General features: G+C 37.0%; 16 protein-coding genes and 2 riboswitches. Of the genes, 2 read left to right on the plus strand and 14 right to left on the minus strand.

What is annotated here, in order from left to right; all coding sequences use genetic code 11:
- Positions 1 to 13: 13 nt before the first annotated feature.
- The 3 genes from ribE to SJW71_RS16460 form a co-directional block, all read right to left on the minus strand.
- Positions 14 to 652 (minus strand): riboflavin synthase, encoded by a 639-nt coding sequence (ribE, locus tag SJW71_RS16450; protein WP_274796420.1) that lies wholly within the window; start codon positions 650 to 652, stop codon positions 14 to 16.
- Positions 653 to 873: 221 nt separating this feature from the next.
- Positions 874 to 999: riboswitch (FMN riboswitch) on the minus strand.
- Between the two features lie 189 nt (positions 1,000 to 1,188).
- Positions 1,189 to 1,314, minus strand: a riboswitch (FMN riboswitch).
- Positions 1,315 to 1,426: 112 nt separating this feature from the next.
- Positions 1,427 to 3,055: an ABC-F family ATP-binding cassette domain-containing protein gene (locus SJW71_RS16455; protein WP_431811222.1), complete on the minus strand. Its 1,629-nt coding sequence runs from the start codon at positions 3,053 to 3,055 to the stop codon at positions 1,427 to 1,429.
- 250 nt (positions 3,056 to 3,305) lie between these two features.
- Positions 3,306 to 3,473, minus strand: a complete 168-nt coding sequence (locus SJW71_RS16460) for a hypothetical protein (RefSeq protein WP_274797400.1) — start codon at positions 3,471 to 3,473, stop codon at positions 3,306 to 3,308.
- 349 nt (positions 3,474 to 3,822) lie between these two features.
- On the opposite strand from SJW71_RS16460, the gene SJW71_RS16465 reads away from it, so the two are divergent.
- Complete coding sequence (locus SJW71_RS16465) at positions 3,823 to 4,440, plus strand: HAD-IA family hydrolase (RefSeq protein ID WP_312505583.1); 618 nt, start codon at positions 3,823 to 3,825, stop codon at positions 4,438 to 4,440.
- A gap of 51 nt (positions 4,441 to 4,491) precedes the next feature.
- Here the strand turns inward: SJW71_RS16465 and SJW71_RS16470 are convergent, their stop codons facing one another.
- The 5 genes from SJW71_RS16470 to SJW71_RS16490 all read right to left on the minus strand — a co-directional run bounded on the left by SJW71_RS16470 (position 4,492) and on the right by SJW71_RS16490 (position 9,455).
- Positions 4,492 to 5,316 carry a methyl-accepting chemotaxis protein gene (locus SJW71_RS16470; RefSeq protein ID WP_274796417.1) on the minus strand — a complete coding sequence of 275 codons (825 nt, stop codon included), beginning with the start codon at positions 5,314 to 5,316 and terminating at the stop codon, positions 4,492 to 4,494.
- 87 nt (positions 5,317 to 5,403) lie between these two features.
- Positions 5,404 to 6,399, minus strand: a complete 996-nt coding sequence (locus tag SJW71_RS16475) for a VanW family protein (protein ID WP_313470599.1) — start codon at positions 6,397 to 6,399, stop codon at positions 5,404 to 5,406.
- Positions 6,400 to 6,764: 365 nt separating this feature from the next.
- Complete coding sequence (locus tag SJW71_RS16480; RefSeq protein WP_431811223.1) at positions 6,765 to 7,808, minus strand: beta-propeller fold lactonase family protein; 1,044 nt, start codon at positions 7,806 to 7,808, stop codon at positions 6,765 to 6,767.
- Between the two features lie 201 nt (positions 7,809 to 8,009).
- A complete protein-coding gene (locus tag SJW71_RS16485; RefSeq protein ID WP_313470601.1) occupies positions 8,010 to 8,618 on the minus strand; it encodes a CAP domain-containing protein in 609 nt (202 codons plus the stop codon).
- Between the two features lie 210 nt (positions 8,619 to 8,828).
- A complete protein-coding gene (locus tag SJW71_RS16490; protein WP_322610431.1) occupies positions 8,829 to 9,455 on the minus strand; it encodes a hypothetical protein in 627 nt (208 codons plus the stop codon).
- Positions 9,456 to 9,623: 168 nt separating this feature from the next.
- Between SJW71_RS16490 and pgeF the strand changes: the two genes are divergently transcribed.
- On the plus strand, positions 9,624 to 10,385 hold the full coding sequence (pgeF, locus tag SJW71_RS16495; RefSeq protein ID WP_322610430.1) for a peptidoglycan editing factor PgeF: 762 nt from the start codon (positions 9,624 to 9,626) through the stop codon (positions 10,383 to 10,385).
- Positions 10,386 to 10,442: 57 nt separating this feature from the next.
- Here the strand turns inward: pgeF and SJW71_RS16500 are convergent, their stop codons facing one another.
- The 6 genes from SJW71_RS16500 to SJW71_RS16525 form a co-directional block, all read right to left on the minus strand.
- Positions 10,443 to 11,552 (minus strand): Ger(x)C family spore germination protein, encoded by a 1,110-nt coding sequence (locus SJW71_RS16500; RefSeq protein WP_274796412.1) that lies wholly within the window; start codon positions 11,550 to 11,552, stop codon positions 10,443 to 10,445.
- A complete protein-coding gene (locus tag SJW71_RS16505; RefSeq protein WP_312505778.1) occupies positions 11,549 to 12,628 on the minus strand; it encodes a GerAB/ArcD/ProY family transporter in 1,080 nt (359 codons plus the stop codon). The genes SJW71_RS16500 and SJW71_RS16505 overlap by 4 nt, the downstream gene beginning before the upstream one ends.
- On the minus strand, positions 12,615 to 14,048 hold the full coding sequence (locus SJW71_RS16510; RefSeq protein ID WP_312505589.1) for a spore germination protein: 1,434 nt from the start codon (positions 14,046 to 14,048) through the stop codon (positions 12,615 to 12,617). The genes SJW71_RS16505 and SJW71_RS16510 overlap by 14 nt, the downstream gene beginning before the upstream one ends.
- 142 nt (positions 14,049 to 14,190) lie before the next feature.
- On the minus strand, positions 14,191 to 15,558 hold the full coding sequence (locus SJW71_RS16515; protein WP_312505591.1) for an amino acid permease: 1,368 nt from the start codon (positions 15,556 to 15,558) through the stop codon (positions 14,191 to 14,193).
- A 311-nt stretch (positions 15,559 to 15,869) separates the two neighbouring features.
- Positions 15,870 to 16,079, minus strand: a complete 210-nt coding sequence (locus SJW71_RS16520) for a hypothetical protein (RefSeq protein ID WP_274796408.1) — start codon at positions 16,077 to 16,079, stop codon at positions 15,870 to 15,872.
- Between the two features lie 45 nt (positions 16,080 to 16,124).
- Positions 16,125 to 17,630 carry an NCS1 family transporter gene (locus SJW71_RS16525; RefSeq protein ID WP_274796406.1) on the minus strand — a complete coding sequence of 502 codons (1,506 nt, stop codon included), beginning with the start codon at positions 17,628 to 17,630 and terminating at the stop codon, positions 16,125 to 16,127.
- Positions 17,631 to 17,738: the final 108 nt, after the last annotated feature.

The following is a 17,738-nucleotide window of genomic DNA, read 5'->3' on the forward strand; positions in this document are numbered from 1 at the left end:
CTCATTTTTTATATTAAAAACCATGTTGGGCTAAGTAATCTCTTGTAATGGTTGACGTAACTTGTCCTTTTTTCAGTTGCTGCAAAATATACTTACCAACCAAATCTGTTTCGATATTTACGATTGCTCCAACCTTCTTCATACCTAAAACAGTTTCCTTATACGTATGCGGAATCAATGAAATAGTGACACTGTTCGATTCAACATGAAAAATGGTTAAACTCGTGCCATCAATTGTGATGGAACCCTTTGGAATACAAAAGCTTGTGAGTTCCTCTGATAACTCGATATCGATATAGACTGCATTAGCAACCGGACGCTTTCGTAAAATTTTCCCGATTCCATCCACATGTCCAGCTACAAAATGACCACCAAATCGCCCATTTGCAGGCATAGCGCGCTCCAAATTAACGGGATCTCCTATCGCTAGCTGCTGTAAATTAGTTGCTTTGACTGTCTCAGGCATAACATCCATGGTAAGTTCCTGCTGCGTAAAATGTGTCACCGTTAAACAAACACCATTGACTGCTATACTATCGCCAAGCTTTACATCCTCCACTATTTTGGGTGATTGAACAGTAATTTTCATACTGTACTTATCGCTTTGCACGGCTTTAATTGTGCCAATATCCTCTACAAGCCCCGTAAACATTTCTCCACCTTCTTTCTTTTTTTTGACAGTTTTTATCCGTCACTTTTCGGAGTGTTTCCGTTAATTTTAGTTTTCTATCCGTCATTTTAAACGTTGTATCAGTCTCCCTTCCTAGCTAACAAAAAAAGAAAAAACCCCTTTGACAAAGGGGTTTTGGGAGTATAAGACATCAACAAATAAGCCTATTTGGATTAACTTTTTTTCCATAGACTACTATCTCATTTGTTCTTCTCCCATCCAGACTATAACTGTCGGTTTTGGATTTGCACCAAATCAGCTTGCGCTCACGGACTTTGAATTACTTCATCACCGCCGATTGGGAATTTCACCCTACCCCGAAGAACATCTTCTATTCAATTAGTTTGTTCGCTAAATCAGTGAGATCTACTATGCATCTCTATCCTTGAGGTGGTTGTATTGCGTACTCGTTATTAAACGAAAACAAAAAAACTTCCCGCATAATGAATGGGAAGTTTGTAATAAATGCATAGTCAAATAAACCCTCTAAATTATTTTAAATTTAAAAAGTTTGCATTTATACCCTTCTCCCATCCAGACTATAACTGTCGGTTTTGGATTTGCACCAAATCAGCTTGCGCTCACGGACTTTGAATTACTTCATCACCGCCGATCGGGAATTTCACCCTACCCTGAAGGATATTTTTATTTAGCTAGTTCTAACAATAACACTATTTTATTATATTATCCATCCTTCTATCTTAAATTTTTCAAAAAAAGGGCCACCCCTTGCTTAAGAGGTGGCGAGTAGTAATGTTAATTTCTTATATTTCGAAGAACATAATCATCATAATTCCCCTGAAAAACAGTCACATTCGAAGGAGTAAGTTCAAGCATTTTACCTGCTAATTTATTTAAGAAATAGCGATCGTGTGAAATGCTCAATAATGTCCCCTCAAATTTTAAAAGTGCTTCCTCTAATACTTCTTTACTAAATAAGTCGAGATGATTGGTCGGTTCATCCAAGATAAGGACATTCGCTTTCTGTAAAATCAGCTTCGCTAAGGCAACACGAGCCTTTTCCCCACCGCTTAGAGAGGAAACCTTTTTAAAAACATCCTCTCCTGTGAATAAAAAATTACCTAGCGTCGTTCGTACTCTTGCTTCTTCAATCGTTGGAAATGCACTCCAAACCTCTTGTAGTACCGAATTATCGGGGTCTAATGTTGCCTGTTCTTGATCGTAATAGCCAATCGTAACACCATGCCCCCAAGCCACTACCCCACTATCTGGCTCAATCTCTTTAAGCAGTGCTTTAATTAATGTTGATTTTCCAACACCATTCGGCCCAATTAAAGCAACCCTATCGCCTCTGTATAAGTCAAAGGAAATATTTCGCAACAGCGTTTTTTGGATATTTTCTACCTTAAACGATATCTCTAAGTCTCTTACCTTCAATACTTCTTTATGAGATTTCTTATCCATAGCAAATGCCATTTGTGCATGTTTTAAATCTTTTTGTGGTTGATCAATCCGTTCAACTCGTTCAAGTTGCTTCCGTTTATTTTTAGCGCTTCTCGAAGAAGTTGCCATGGCAATATTCCGTTGAATATAATCCTCCATTTTAGCTATTTGTTGTTGTTGCATCGAATATTTTTTCTCTAGCAACTGACGATTCTTAGCTTTACTTTCTACATATTGAGAATAATTACCGCTATATTTTGTGCCTTTTGTACGCTCAATCTCATAAATTTGATGGACAAGGGCATCTAAAAAATAACGATCATGAGAAATAATTAAAATGGCCCCTTGATAGACACGTAAATAATTTTCAAGCCAATTTAATGTCTCGAAATCCAGGTGATTTGTCGGCTCATCCAAAAGTAATAAATCTGGTTGTGCTAACAGGATTTTGGCAAGAGCAAGCCTTGTTTTTTGGCCACCACTGAGCTTCTTAATCAGTGTATCGTTGGGGATGTCGCCAAAACCCATACCATTTAACATACTTTTAATTTTTGGCTCAATATCATAGCCACCTTGTTGCGTAAACCAATCCGCCTTGCCAGCATAGCGTGTCATTATTTGCTCAAATTTATCCGGATTATGGACTAAAGATGGCTCACTCATTTGCGCCTCCAGTTCTCGAAGTTCCTGTTCAACCTTTAGTAGCTCCGTAAATACCCCGAGCATTTCAGACCAAATCGTTTGTTCCATCTGCAATCCACTGTCCTGTTTTAAATAGCCTACTTTAACCCCTTTCCCCATGAAAATCTCCCCCTGATCGTATGGAAGATCTCCTGCAATTATTTTCAGTAACGTTGATTTTCCAGCTCCATTTACCCCAATAAGGCCCATGCGGTCCCCACGTTCCAGTTTTAAGGTAATGTTTGAGAGAATAGGATCTCCTAAATAGCTTTTACTAATTCCATTTAATTGAAGTATCATTTTTTCAATCTCCTTATTTATTTTGGCCATCATTTCACCAAGCGTTAGCACTTAAGAAATAAATGGACGTATAAGGTTACACATCACTTCTCTCTCCTCCCCCAATAAAAAAAGGCACCGTAATAAACGGCACCTTTGAAAAAATAAACCTCTGTAATGAAGAGGCTTTATTCTATATTTCACAATAAAACACAAAAAGCGCCGATCAAGAACCGGCGCTTACCCTGCTTTCTATTTTACAGTAATACTACTAAAAATAATTATGATAATTTGAAGGTAAAAAGCTTCCGGAACCTGTTTCCATATGAAATTTGCTTAAAAAAGGGCAGACCTCTCCCTTTGCCAGCAAGTCCCCACAGAAATTGTAAGATTTCACCTCTATCTCAATCAAACCTTTTGCGAATTTAGCTTCCATCACTTTTTTACCTCCTTTCGAATAATAGTATCAATTAATCTAACACAAATTTTTAGAGATTACAATTGTTTTTAAATACTGGCTTTTTTCATTTTAATGCATAAACAATAGGCAAACACTTATTTTTTTGAGTTGGCGTCTATCGTTTGAAAGCCCAATTTCTTTTGAGAGAGCGCTTTTTTGTACGACCATTTCCGTTGCAATCGCAGTATTTTTTGATAATATTTACCATAAGATGTTTACGTACGCTCAAAATGGTTGTTGTTTCATGAGGCAGTTGTTAGCCCATTCCATGTAACATTTTTAAGCATAAAACGTCAATACAACTAGATGGTAAAGGAGAAAGTTTGCAATGAAGCATATTATCTTTGATTTTGATGGAACATTGGCAGATTCAACTGCCGTGTTTGCATCAGCATGGAATACATTAGCTCAAAAATATAAATTTAAAGGCATCGAATTAAAGGAAATTGATGCCTTGAAAAAATTATCGATTTCTGAACGGAGTAAATTATTTGATTTTCCAATGTATAAATTGCCGATGATTTTACCGCAATTTTATAAATTGTATCGCCAATCGTTAAATGATGTTCATCTTTTTGATGGAATGAAAGAAGTACTGCTGGAAATTGATAAAAGAGGCTATAAAATCCTCATTATTTCCTCAAATTCTAAGGACAATATTTTAGAATTTCTAAAAATGAACGGTATTCATTGTGTAGCCGATGTTCTTTGCTCAAACCGAATTTTCGGCAAGGATAAAGTGATGAAAAAGTTTTTAAAGGAATCGAATGTTCACTCATCCGATGTGCTATATATCGGGGATGAACAACGGGATATTGTGGCTTGTAAAAAAGCAGGTGTGCCCATTGCTTGGGTGGAATGGGGCTATGATGCCAAGGAAGTGGTTAAAAATGAAGAGCCTGAATACAAGGTAGCAACTCCTCAAGAAATTTTAGAAATTATTTAATTATAGAGTAGGATAATAGCAATCTACTTGGCTATTATCCTTTTTTCTATGCTATCCTTTAATCTCGCTAATATGCATGAGCTTTTCTGCTGTATTATTAACCCCTTTATAGGCATCCGTTAATTCGTGCATACTTTCTGCAAATTGCTGGGTAAAGGCAGCAATTTGATTAGCAGAAGCATTCACTTGATCAATAGATTGCTTAATGCTTTCTAATTGTCTTGTAATACTATCTGCACTATCAGTACTGCTTTGGGACATTTTTTGAATTTCTGAAGCGACAACCGCGAAGCCACGCCCATGCTCACCAGAACGTGCAGCTTCAATCGAAGCATTTAAGCCAAGAATTTTTGATTTCATTGCCAAATCTTTTACTAAATTAACAATGACATTGATTTGTTCAATGTCGCCAGCCATCGATTCAGAGAAATTAGATAGCTCTTCCAAACGTTTTGAAACATCCATACTAGCAGTGGCTAACCCTTCATTTGTAGTAGTCATTTCTTCCACAGTACTTGAAAGTTCTGTAGCTAATAAACGCATATTATCCATTTTTTCATTCGAAATAATGGCACTTAATACGCCTATAACTTGTCCACCATCAAAAATAGGCTGTGCAGAGGCGATATAGGCCATACCAAATCCTTCTGCACTTCGTTCTTCCTTCACAAATCGACCTGAACTTAATGCTATTTCCGTTGCGGTTCCTCTATATGTATGGACGGATTCACCTATCCCTACTTTCAGGTCAACATGTTTACCTGGTTTGTAGGCAAGAACCCTTTCTGTATCTGCCACTATGACACAAGCATCTTCTGGATATGTCGCTTGGTATAAATCAATAGAATCAATTACTGCCTGTATTTTTGGATGCATGGTTTTCCCCTCCCAGAGCTTTTCAAATTAACTATATCATGGCACCTAAAAAAAGACACCAATGTCTATTAGTGTCTTTTCACTATATTATTGCTTTGTCAATAATTCTACATATTTCTCTGCTGTTCGTATTTCGATTGTTAGAAAATCTTTGCCATAGCTAGTCTTTATTAAAAATGGTACATCATTAGTGTTTTGAAATCTAAAATCTAAACTACCATAGGACACCGTTGCGTCCCTCCCCTTTGGTACATACCCTACGTCTAAGGAATGGTGATGGCGCTCCACATATTTAACTGGAATTTGATCCACTGCATTAAATAGGGTTGAAGATGTTTGACAGATCCCCCCGCCGATGCCCATGACAACTTTTTTATTAATAATTTCTGGTGCAGGCTGATAGCCATGAGCTTCATCTCGTGGTCCCACAACCGTATTAAACGAAAATTGGTCTCCACTGCCAACGATCACATTATCAATGGCCTTGGCAGAAAGCTCAATGTTTTTATTTCTCCCCACATCAGCGCTATTAAAATAGGTTGTAAAGGATGCGACAACAACCTCCTCTAAATAAGGAATATCCTCAAGCGAATAGCCACTTTGAGTGGTATAAAGTGGCACTTCCACTTGACCACCAGTCGCTGAGGCTTCTAAAACTCTCTCCACTAATTCACTTTCTTTTAAAATCGTTTGTGGTCTTCCCTTAATTATATTCCCTGTTTCATCCAATCGATCAAGCACCATCCGCTGATCATAGCCATTGGTTGTTTTCGTTCCTCTCGCTAATTCCTTAGCGACTTGCTCGATAAACTGCTGATAGGCTTGCGGATTTGTCTCATAGCCACTTTCCTTTGGTGAAATCGTTTCAATAATCGTGTTTGTCGTAGGATCCACTATCTCTACAATAGCCGGCTCATTTTGCGTTATTTGCTCGGAGTTAACAGGCTTTTGTAATTCTTCGATTTGTTGCTTTAATTGCTGATTTTCTTGCTCTAGCCTATGCTCATTTGCGGCATTTTTTTGACATCCCACTAGTCCTATCATACTTAATACGCAAAATGCAACCATCCACTTCTTTCTCAACAATGTACACCTACCTCTATCTTCATACTACAGAGACATCTTATTCGTATATTGCTAATAGTGTGTGGTTTTTATGGAAATTTATTTATCTGTTAATGGGAAACATAAATCATAACGACCTTTGAAATCAACATTTAATAAAATTATGTAGTGTTAGGATAGCCATACTAAAATTTAAAATGAGAGAGCTATCCAAAATCAGGCTATACAATTCATTCGTAACTTTCTATCAGAACATCTTTTGGCCATTACTTTCTTTAACACCCCAATATGACGTCTTGAATTTTAGTGGTGTTGATTTTTAGGAGGCTACTAGTTTAATTTTGTTTGCAATCTTTGAGTACTTCAAAAAATTAGCTCATTTACTATAGGCAGATTGTTCCAGTATCTATACCAGTCGGACCATTAAATCCTGGAATTGTATCCACTACCATATTGGTTGCAATATCTATAACAGATACTGTGTTGTCCGTTTGATTTGTGACATATGCCAACATTCCATTTGGCAAAATGGTTACTTGATCAGGAGATGATCTTACAGGAATTGTAGCTATCACCATATTTGTTGCTGTACTGATGACAGAAACAGTATTACTACCTTTATTGACAATATACAAAAGTGTGCCATCAGGCGTAATGGCTGTTCCTACAGGCCCTGTTCCCACAGGAATTGTATTGATTACTGTATTTGTTGCAACATTAATGACAAATACATTGTTGCTATTTTCATTTGTAACGTAAGCAAATTGTCCACTTGGAGTAAAAACAATGGATCTTGGGCGAATTCCAACAGGGATTGTAGCAACCACCGTATTAGTAGCTGTGTTAATAACCGATACAGTACCTGAATTTTCGTTTGCCACGTAGGCAAACGCACTATTCGGCGTAAAAGCGATACCTTGAGGTTGGAGCCCAACTGGAATGGTAGCTGTTACGGTATTTGTCGCTGTATCAATGACGGATACAGAGTTAGCTGCTGGTCCATGATTTGAGACATAAGCAAGGGCACCATTTGGTGAAATCGCTATACCAAGCGGCTCATCTCCTACAGGAATCGTAGTGACTACCGTATTTGTTGCAGTATTAAAAACTGTGACATTATCGGAGAAGAGTGCTGGAACATAACCAAATGCTCCGTTTGGTGTGATCGCTACCTCTAAAGGAGCCGTTCCTACTGGAATGGAAGCAACAATAGTATTTGTCGCTGTATCAATCACTGATACCCTATTATCAGGGGTTTCTAACTGCCCAGCATCCGTCACATATACTAAATAATCACAGACTGGTATTGGTGGTTCTGGTAAAAATGGTGGCTTACAACGGCAAGGGCAACAAAAACCACAACAATGACAATGACAAGCAGGATTGGATTTAAACTTAAACCTAAAAAATTTTTGTTCTTTTCCCACAATAAACGCCCTTTCTATCATATATGGATACAATATGCCGAAAAAATTGTAATTTCTTGTGCGTTTTACCCAAACATATTGTTTATGAAAAGTATTAAGGGATGTTTAATATACTTTAAATGGATTGATTTGATTTTATTTATCTACATAAAAAGAACTGTCCCTCATCAGTGACAACTGAATTCGGGCAGTTCTGTATAATTATTTTTGAATAAACATTTGTGTCCAGTAGTTCCCATCCTGTACATAGCCTATCCCAATATGTGTGTAGCTTTTGTTGAGAATATTAGCTCGGTGTCCTTCACTATTCATCCAAGCTGTGACAACCTCTTGAGCTGAACGTTGGCCCTTCGCGATATTTTCGCCAGCCGATTTATAGGTGATGCCGAAGTTTTTCATCATAGTAAAAGGTGAGCCATATGTTGGACTAGTGTGGTCAAAGTAATGTTTATCATGCATATCTTGAGATTTGTTTTTTGCTACTTTTGATAGCTCTAAATCTTCATGTAATGCTGGTAGACCTGCTTTTGCGCGCTCTGCATTGACAAGTTTAACTACCTCTTGTTCAACACTTGCTTGTTCCTTTACAGAAACAGTGATTTTTTGTCCAGGGGAAATTTGATTTGGATTCGCAAGCTGTGGATTGGCATCAATTAATTCTTGTACTCCAGTTCCTGTTTTCAACGCTATTTTCCATAGAGTATCTCCAGATGCTACAGTATAGGATTCAGCTGCCATTGCTCCTACTGGTACTAATAAAGAAGCTGCTATTACTGAAGAAAATGCTGCTTTTTTGATTTTGTTCAACATGTTAATCATCCTTCCTCTTTGCTCTACTACTATCGTAAATAGTTTTAGTGCGATAATCATCACAAAATATTTGGAAGGATTTTTACAATTGTATGACATGCCCCCAACATTAACAGAAAAAGCCCATTTTGACGCCCTTCTTTATCCTTTCCCTTGTCATCAAGTTGCAATCTATTTGTAATTAGCATACATTACCAATAGGTATATCTGTTATAATTTTGGTTTTTGCTTCTGCCAACGATAGATTAAGAGAATATAAAGCCAATCATAAAAGAGCGTTGCCACAGAAATAATGGTAATCAGTGGCGTGCGGAAGTAGAGATAAAAGCCAACTGAGGCAAACAATGTACCTAACATTTTACAGATAGCAATTGCCATCGACTGGCCCGCCAAATTCCCCCTTTGCAACAATAGAGCGATAAATAAACCGGACATCATGAGATTTTGAAAAAAGGCCGCGTACTTCCCTTCGTAATCATGAAACTCATGGACTAAGCCTAAAATCGTCAACATGCTGAAAACTAAAGTCAGCAAAAAGGAGAAATACAATAATTTTTTTGAAAGCATTCTACGGTATTCATTTGGAGCATAGCGTAAAAATTGCATTAAAATAAAGATGTCTAATAGGAACCAAATGAGCGTAATGAATCGTTGGAGATCATTTTGCGGGTAGAAAAAAGCAAAGATAAACTCCCATGAAATATTGGCACAAATTGCCGCCATGGGCATGCCATATTGTTTATCTCGCCATCCTTTATAAATAACGAGTATATATGTAATAATCCAAAAAAGGCCCATACCTAATTGGCAAATCAATAATATGTTTAGTTCACTCAAAATTTGCCCTCTCCTCTAGCTATCAATATCATTCCTTCCACTATATGTAGGGAAATTGGTTCATTATGTCTAAAAGATTGATAGTCGGGTAAAAGAGAGCTAAATAACAAATAACTGCAACCTATACTTTCCATAAGTAATCCTATATAGTAAAACGAGGTGATTAGAATGAAAACAAAAATTTATGTAGATAATGAACAATTTATTGCGGGTACTACCTTAAAAGATCCATTGGAATTGGAGCAAAATAATATGGCGTTGCACATATGCGACAATGTTCAAGATGTGATTGAAAATCGTCAACAATTAGCTGCTACGTTGAACTGTGATTTACAACAATTTATTTGTACAGAGCAAACCCATAGTGCTAATTTCCACAAGGTTACATTGGCCGATAAAGGACGTGGAGCTGAGCAAATGGATACAGCAGTTAAAAATACGGATGCTCTTTATACCACAGAGCCCAATTTATTAGTATGTAGCTTTACCGCAGATTGCGTTCCCGTTATTTTTTATAATGCAGTGAATGGACTAGTTGGTGTTATCCATTCAGGCTGGCAAGGAACAGTCAAAGAAATAACCCTAAAGTTATTCCAACATCTAGTACATGAAGAACAATGCCGACCTGAGGATTTTCATGTTCAAATCGGAATGGCTCTAAGTCAGCAAAAGTTTGAGGTTGACGCAGATGTCTACGAAAAATTCCATAGCCTGGGCTATGCTGAACAATTCATGTATTTTAATGCTGAAACCAATAAATATCATATTGATAATCAACAAACCGTCAAAAAACAATGTGAGCTTGCAGGTATTCCAGCAGAGCAAATACAAATTGATGCAACCTGCACATTCCTTAGCCCTGATGGCTTCTCTTACCGTCAGGACAAAAAAGCAGGCAGACATTTAAGCTTTATTATGCGCAAATCATAAACATAAAAAAGGACGAACAGCTCTGCGCTCTAATGGATTGCAGATTTGATTGTCCTTTTATTTTAAGGTTCCTGTACTAATAATGGATGTCTTAACATGTACTTCTGTATTTAGCTTTCTAATTAGTTCCCTTGTTTTTTTAGTCGTCCATTTTCCGTGATAATACATTCTAAATTTCTCACTTAATCCACTAGGATCCACATCCATCGTTTTTAATTTATCTAGAAATTTAGTGATATCCTCTTTCAGCTGCTTATTAACATCTTTCTCCAAATGACTAATGCTCTCAGCAGTTTTTAGCTCATACTCTCTTGCGCCTTTATATTCGCTTAATGTCCCTTTAATGTTAAGGTTAATGGTTATCTTAGGTGACTCAATATCCTTATTGCTTTGTATATTGACCGTACTCTCAATTAAATCAATCATCAGCTTCTCTTCACCATGTCCCTCATGCAAATCTAAATGGAGCGGCGCCAGATTTTTTCGTCCCTGTAAAGCTTGAATAATGAGCGCTTCCTCTGGCTTTATTAGTTCATGCATATGGCTCCCTTTAAAAATAGCAACACCCTTTATTTCTAACTTATCATCAAGCTTTTCAATATAAGGAAGAATTGTGTCTATCACTGGATTTGAAATGGTGTAAATGAAATCATGGACATTTGTATTGGGATTAAACGCCGTATTAATACTTGGCTCTAAAAGATCATTAATATAAAAATTAATGTTTGGTTTATCAGGATAATCTCCCTTTAAAATAGTTTCTGCATTGTCCTTTGCAATAGCAATAAGTACCTTATTGCCTACCTCTGCATTTCTGTATAAATGCTGAATAACCTTTCGCACCTGCCCTTTTCGTGCAAACTCTTCATTGACTAAGACAACACGTAATTGGTTAAAGACAATCTTTTTATCTGATAGCTTTTCAATTTCTACTATTCCATTTGAAACAAGGTCAGTAGCAACAGAGAAAATTTGTGTGTTTTTTTGTGCTTCGGGCGAATACTGCGGAATGGCTACAGTTAATTTCATTTGCTTATCATCTATATAATCAAAAGCCATTGTACCAACCATACCTATATCCTCTAGTGGAACCTTTTGTTCCTTTCTTGCACAACCAACTAGTAACAATAACAAGGAAAGGATGATGCATAGAAGCTTTTTATTCATTGCTCCACCTTCTTTTTTCTAACTGCATATACGAGCATTAATATGACTGGCCAAATAATTAGCATATAGCCTATATAGTTACTTGCTGCAAATAGCTTTTCTTGAACCTCGCGGGAAAAAGGCATCTTGACAATCACAAATATGATAGCTGCAATTAAATAGAGTATATAAATTTTTTTCTTTTTAAATACTGAGTCAATTCCTATTTTGGCACACCATACATAGGCAGTTACGGATGATAATATTAAAAATACCCATAGCGTGATCCCAATAATATCTATTCGTTCAACAAACGTAAATTCACCAGCTTTAAATAAATTCAATACAGAAAACTCCACATTTTTCAATTGCCATTCAGAATAATAGATGACACTTACGACTGTTGTGAAAAAACAAAGAAAAATACTAATCCAAATCCCGATTAGCGAATGGCGAAATGCCTTTTTCTGATCCATAATATAAGGAAAATAAATCATGATTAATTCATAACCAAGGATTGATAAATAGCCATCTTTGAACGCATCAAAAAATTGTTTCGCATTAAAATTAAATAACGGAAGTAAATGGCTAAACTCCCCTTTTTCAATTGCCCACCGTGTAAAGTAGACCATGGGGATTGTTATAAAAAAAGTCATCATGCAAAATCTAGCTATTGATTTTATGCCGCCACTTACAATGTAAATAAGTAAAAGTAATAAACAAATAACAGGCAATGTGATCGTTTGTTCAGGCAGCGCTGTACTTTGAATGAGATGCATATAATTACTAATGATACCTGCACTAAAGACAATAAATTGCAAGACAAAAAATAGGTTAATGGCCTTTCCTATGATTTTTCCTAATAATATTTCGTTGATACGAAATAAATGCTCAGTAGGATATTTAGAGCAAAGCCAAACCATTGGCCAAAGAGTTAACGTAGCAGTTATTCCAAATATAATCGGCACAAGCCACTGAGTATACCCCATCGAACTCATTTTTTGCGGCAACGAAAGTATACCTGTACCAATCATAATGCTTTGAGCCAAAAAGATGACATGGTAGCGGTTCAAAACCTTTAATTTAGCTGTGCTCAACGTCTTCACCTAATTTCTCTTCTTGCTGTTTTGTCTGAGTTCTTGAAATTCCCGTTTTTTTCGTTAAATATTTCAATGGAAATCTGATGACATTATCTAATAAATCTGTCGGCTTTCTTGGTATCCCTGGTGTCATATAATTTGTTCCTAAAGATTTTAGACTTAGTAAATGATGGATTAACCATGCAAAGGCGAGCATCTGGCCAAATAGACCAAAGAGCCCTGCGGATAAAATAAAAATATATCGTATAAAGCGGCTCGTATTACTCATTAAAAAGATTGGTGGTAGGAACGATAATAAGGCAGATGTTGCGACCAGGACGATTAGAATATTGCTGAGTAATCCTGCTTCTACAGCCGCCGTACCTATTACAATACCTCCTACGATACCAATTGTTTGGCCGACTTTTGCAGGCATTCGAGAGCCCGCTTCTCGTAAGACTTCAATAATTAGCTCGATAAATAACACTTCAATCAAAGGTGGAAATGGTACCTTACTCCTCGACTCTTGAAGGCTTAACAATAATTCATAAGGCAAAATTTCTGGATGGAAGGTTAAAGCTGAAATATACATTGGTGTAATCATGATCGTTATGAAAAAACCAAAAAAGCGCAGCATCCTTAATAAAGATGCCGTTGTCCAGCGGTTGTAATAATCCTCAATCGAAACGAACATCTCAAAAAAGGATGTAGGGCAGACAATCGCTAATTGACTGTTATCCATAAAAACAACAATTCTACCATCTAGAAGGTACCGACAAACACTATCTGGACGTACGGTCATATAATATTGTGGAAAGGGTGATAACGGATTATCTTCTATTAATTGCTTTAAAACTGAAATATCCGTAAATAATGGATAATTCACTTGATCAATACGATTTCTTAAATTTTTCAAGTTTTCGTCATTCACAATATTGTCCATATACACGATCGATATTTTAATATTAGCCTCAGAACCTACAATCCGGTTTTCATTTTTTAGCATAGAACTTTGAATACGTCTTCTTACTAAAGAAATATTGGTTTCCAATGATTCTGTGAATGCATCCTGTGGCCCAATCACGGTTGATTCTGTTTCAGTATTGGTTATAGCTCTGATTGGTGCACTAAATGTATCCATACTTACAAGTGCATTTGTTTCATGAAAGAATAGCAAGGTTTGACCAGCATTCAATCGTTTAATGACATCCTTTACGTCCTTTGCATCTATATATTGAGACATTTGATGTATCTGTTTTAAATTATTGGCCAACGGTATTATTACCATGGTTTGTAAGGTCATTTTTTCAATAAGAGAGGAGAAATAAATGACCGTGACGTCCCCTTCTTCCGTTGCCATCATTTTCAGTTTTACATCATCTATTTCATTTAATTCCTGCTTTAAATGTGCAACGATTTGTTCAGGTATCCCACGCATCCATATCAACTCCTTGATTTCCCAAGACATGTCCATCGTATAAACTTTTTAGTAGTTTGGCTTTTTACAGTTGAATTATGTAAAAATTGTGCTAGCAAAAAAAGGATGCATCCCATTTTGAGATGCATCCTCTTAAACTATTCTATTGAATCTTACCGTATCGGTTTTTGCCAATACCAAATACATAGTAGCTGACTGTGACAAGTACTAAAAAAACGATGCCGACAATTAATGATATACGTGTATCATCATTAAACCACATGCCAATTAGTACCATAATTAAAAAGATAATCGTTACATAGTTTGTAAATGGCGCGAAAGGCATTTTGAAAGGATGCTCTGCAAGTTGGGCTCCCTTCACCTTTCTAAATCGAATTTGACTAATTAAAATAATAAACCATGGAATCATCCCTGGTAAAACACTCGCACTATACACATAGACAAATAAATTTTCAGGTGCAATATAGCTAAGAATAACGCCAATAACTAGTCCAACTAACACACCAGCTGTACCAAATAAAGGTACACCATTACTCGAAAGCTTGGCGAAAAATTTGGGTGCTTGTCCATTCATAGCAAGCGTATATAACATACGTCCAGCACTATAAATCCCACTGTTACAGCCTGACATAGCCGCTGTGATGACAACAAAATTAATAATACCTGCAGCAGCTGTAATACCAACCTTAGCAAATGTTGCAACAAACGGGCTACCGATTGTGCCAAGTTCATCCCATGGATAGACTGTGACAATCACAAAAATAGCTCCGATATAAAATATTAAAATACGCCAAATAATACTTTGAATCGCATTGGTAATTGTTTTCTGCGGATTTTTTGCTTCTCCCGCCGTAATCCCAATTAGCTCTACCCCTTGATAGGCAGCGACTACTAAGGATAATGCAAAGAAGAAACCTGTCCAGCCACCAGTAAAGAAGCCACCATGACTCCATAAGTTGGATAAGCCAATCGCAATACCATCATTGCCAAAGCCAAAGAAAATTAGTCCAACCCCTGCAATAATCATCAAAATAATCGTGACGATTTTAATCATAGCAAACCAAAACTCAAACTCACCAAATGATTTGACAGAGATAAAGTTCGCAACCCCTAATATCACCATAGCAATAAGACCCGGTATCCAAGCTGGTAACTCAGGGTACCAATATTGCATATACGTTCCCACTGCTATAATTTCCGACATCCCAACAATTACCCATTGAAACCAGTTACTCCACGCAGTTAAATAACCCGCCAACGGATGAATATATTTGTAACCAAATGTCGCAAAAGAGCCAGTACTCGGCTCCATATAAAGCATCTCACCCATTGCCCTCATAATGAAAAATATAAAAATACCTGCAATCCCATAGGCAAGGAGTACAGAAGGACCCGTCCATTGAATAGCACTTGCTGAGCCCATAAATAGGCCAACTCCAATTGTCCCGCCAAGCGCAATCATTTGGATATGACGTGCTTCTAATCCTCGTTTTAATTCTTTATTGGCCACTCTGTTACGCCTCTTTTCTGTTGTTCTTTCTACGATGTTTTTACTTTAAAATAATAATCAATTTTTCTAAAAAAGACAAATGTATTTTTAGGAAAAACAAAAAATATGGCTATTTTTATAGAATAGCTATGCTCATAGAAATAAAAAGATGCCTTTACTCATCAGTAGAGACACCTCTTTGTTTAATTATTTATCCATTTTCTAAGAACCCGGAATCCATCCGCTGATTCCTGTCATATATAGCCCTACTATAATCCGAAAATTCAAAAAACTCTATTCCGATCACGATGAAAGGAATAGAGTTTACTTCGTTATTGTAATAAAGTTTGTTCTTGTAATTTAGCAGAGAAGTATTTCCGTGCATCTGCTGTTAAAATTTGCAGTAATGTTACTTCATCTTGGCGAGCAAATTCGACAAACATCCCACTTAAGTTTTCGTAGACATATTTGATTTTGAAGCCACTATCTAAATAATGATCCACTTTTTGGATTTCCTCTGTGCTTTGTTGGAATTCAGACATGCCATCACCTCACCTTCTTTTGAAAATGTCAAGATGTTGTCTTTCTTACTCGGCACCCTTCATTTCTAACAGAGGATCTGCTTGCTCCACCAGTTCATCTTCCTCTGGAGCAGCTGCTGGTTGGCCAAATATTTCATCCAAATTATGCCCAACCGTAATGCCTAAATATTTATCATCGCTTGGATCATCTAGCTCTGCCTGAGGATACTTTTTAAACCACCAATACTTCGCCAATACATAATATACAGCCGCTCCTACAACAAACCCTACTAGCGAGGAATAGGTTGCAAATATATTCGCAATAGCGCCCCCAATTACCCAGGCAATTAATCCAGCCATATTAAAGCCCTTATAATATTTAAATTGTCCGTTTAATTCATAAAGGTCTTTAACGTGTACACGACGCTTACGGAGTAGGTAATAATCAGCAAATAAAATACCGACGATGGCCGTTAAAATACCACCAATTATTAATAGGACATTGACCATGACATCAAATAGACTCCATGGCTGTGCCAGAATTCCAATTATACCTGCAATAACAACCCCTACCCAAAACGGTACTTTTGGTCCACCAATATTAGAGAAAATAGTAGCCGCTGGTACAACATTGGCTGATGTATTAGTTGACCATTGCGCTAACACAATCATCAACAATAAAATCCCTAAAATAAAGCCGCTTGCACTTTGCTGTAAAGCATTGATTGGATCAGCAGAAGCTACAGCCATATAACAAACAGCGCCAATTGTTACAATGAATGTGTTGGTAATCGGCATAACGATCAATGACCCAACGAGCTGTGTTTTATTACGTTTGAACCAGTTACGCTCATTTTTAGGTGCTTTAAAAAACCGAGACAAGGACGGCATGTCAGCTGCCAGTGTTGCCCAGAAGCCCATATTTGCCATTACCACTACCATAAACGCGGTAAAGGCGGCAAAGCCTGTTGTTGGAGTTTCCACCCATGTCCAAACATTTTTCCCTTGAGATGTAGCATTATCTGCCAATGTGTAATACATCCAGCAAGAAATTAAAATAATGACAGGTGCTGCTAAATCAGCAAAGCGTTCAATGGATTTAATGCCTAGTGATGTATTAAAGAGTTGAAGTGCTGCAAAAACAAGGAAACAGATAAACCAATTATCAAAACCAAATAATAAGTTTAAAATACCGTTTATTGCTAACGCACCGAAATAGGTATTAAGACCGAACCAACATGCAGCAGTAACACCACGTACAAGGGATGGTATATGGGTACCAAATGTACCGAATGGTGCGCGCATATAGACAGGGAAAGAAAGCCCATGCTCTATCCCAATATCACCAATTAACGTCATAAAGACACCGATTAAACAGGAACCTACCAATGTTGCAAATATGACCATTGGCAATGATAAGTTCATTATTGCTGAACCACCGATAGCAAAAGCCGCTAATACAATCGCCATTCCTACCCAAATTACCGCAAAACCAAATGTTCCAATATTTCTTTGTTGATGTGTCACTGGAAGTAAATCTGGGGATTTTAAATAATTCCCTTCACGTTCCATCCTATTTCTCTCCTTTTTCTTAAATTTCCGTGACAACCTACTTGAAGTTAAGCCTTCCCTCACTAAAAATGGCTGAAGGAAGGTGGAATTTCGATTTTATTTATCTTT

It is taken from the genome of Lysinibacillus sp. FW12, assembly GCF_050817245.1.
GTDB classification, from domain to species: domain Bacteria; phylum Bacillota; class Bacilli; order Bacillales_A; family Planococcaceae; genus Lysinibacillus; species Lysinibacillus irui.

Bases quoted from the DNA above. Each gene is read 5' to 3' on its own strand.
- SJW71_RS16455 (WP_431811222.1), bottom strand. From the start codon at position 3,055: ATGATACTTCAATTAAATGGAATTAGTAAAAGCTATTTAGGAGATCCT.
- SJW71_RS16525 (WP_274796406.1), bottom strand. From the start codon at position 17,630: ATGGAACGTGAAGGGAATTATTTAAAATCCCCAGATTTACTTCCAGTG.
- SJW71_RS16520 (WP_274796408.1), bottom strand. From the start codon at position 16,079: ATGTCTGAATTCCAACAAAGCACAGAGGAAATCCAAAAAGTGGATCAT.
- SJW71_RS16470 (WP_274796417.1), bottom strand. From the start codon at position 5,316: ATGCATCCAAAAATACAGGCAGTAATTGATTCTATTGATTTATACCAA.
- SJW71_RS16465 (WP_312505583.1), top strand. From the start codon at position 3,823: ATGAAGCATATTATCTTTGATTTTGATGGAACATTGGCAGATTCAACT.
- pgeF (WP_322610430.1), top strand. From the start codon at position 9,624: ATGAAAACAAAAATTTATGTAGATAATGAACAATTTATTGCGGGTACT.
- ribE (WP_274796420.1), bottom strand. From the start codon at position 652: ATGTTTACGGGGCTTGTAGAGGATATTGGCACAATTAAAGCCGTGCAA.
- SJW71_RS16485 (WP_313470601.1), bottom strand. From the start codon at position 8,618: ATGTTGAACAAAATCAAAAAAGCAGCATTTTCTTCAGTAATAGCAGCT.
- SJW71_RS16510 (WP_312505589.1), bottom strand. From the start codon at position 14,048: ATGCGTGGGATACCTGAACAAATCGTTGCACATTTAAAGCAGGAATTA.
- SJW71_RS16500 (WP_274796412.1), bottom strand. From the start codon at position 11,552: ATGAATAAAAAGCTTCTATGCATCATCCTTTCCTTGTTATTGTTACTA.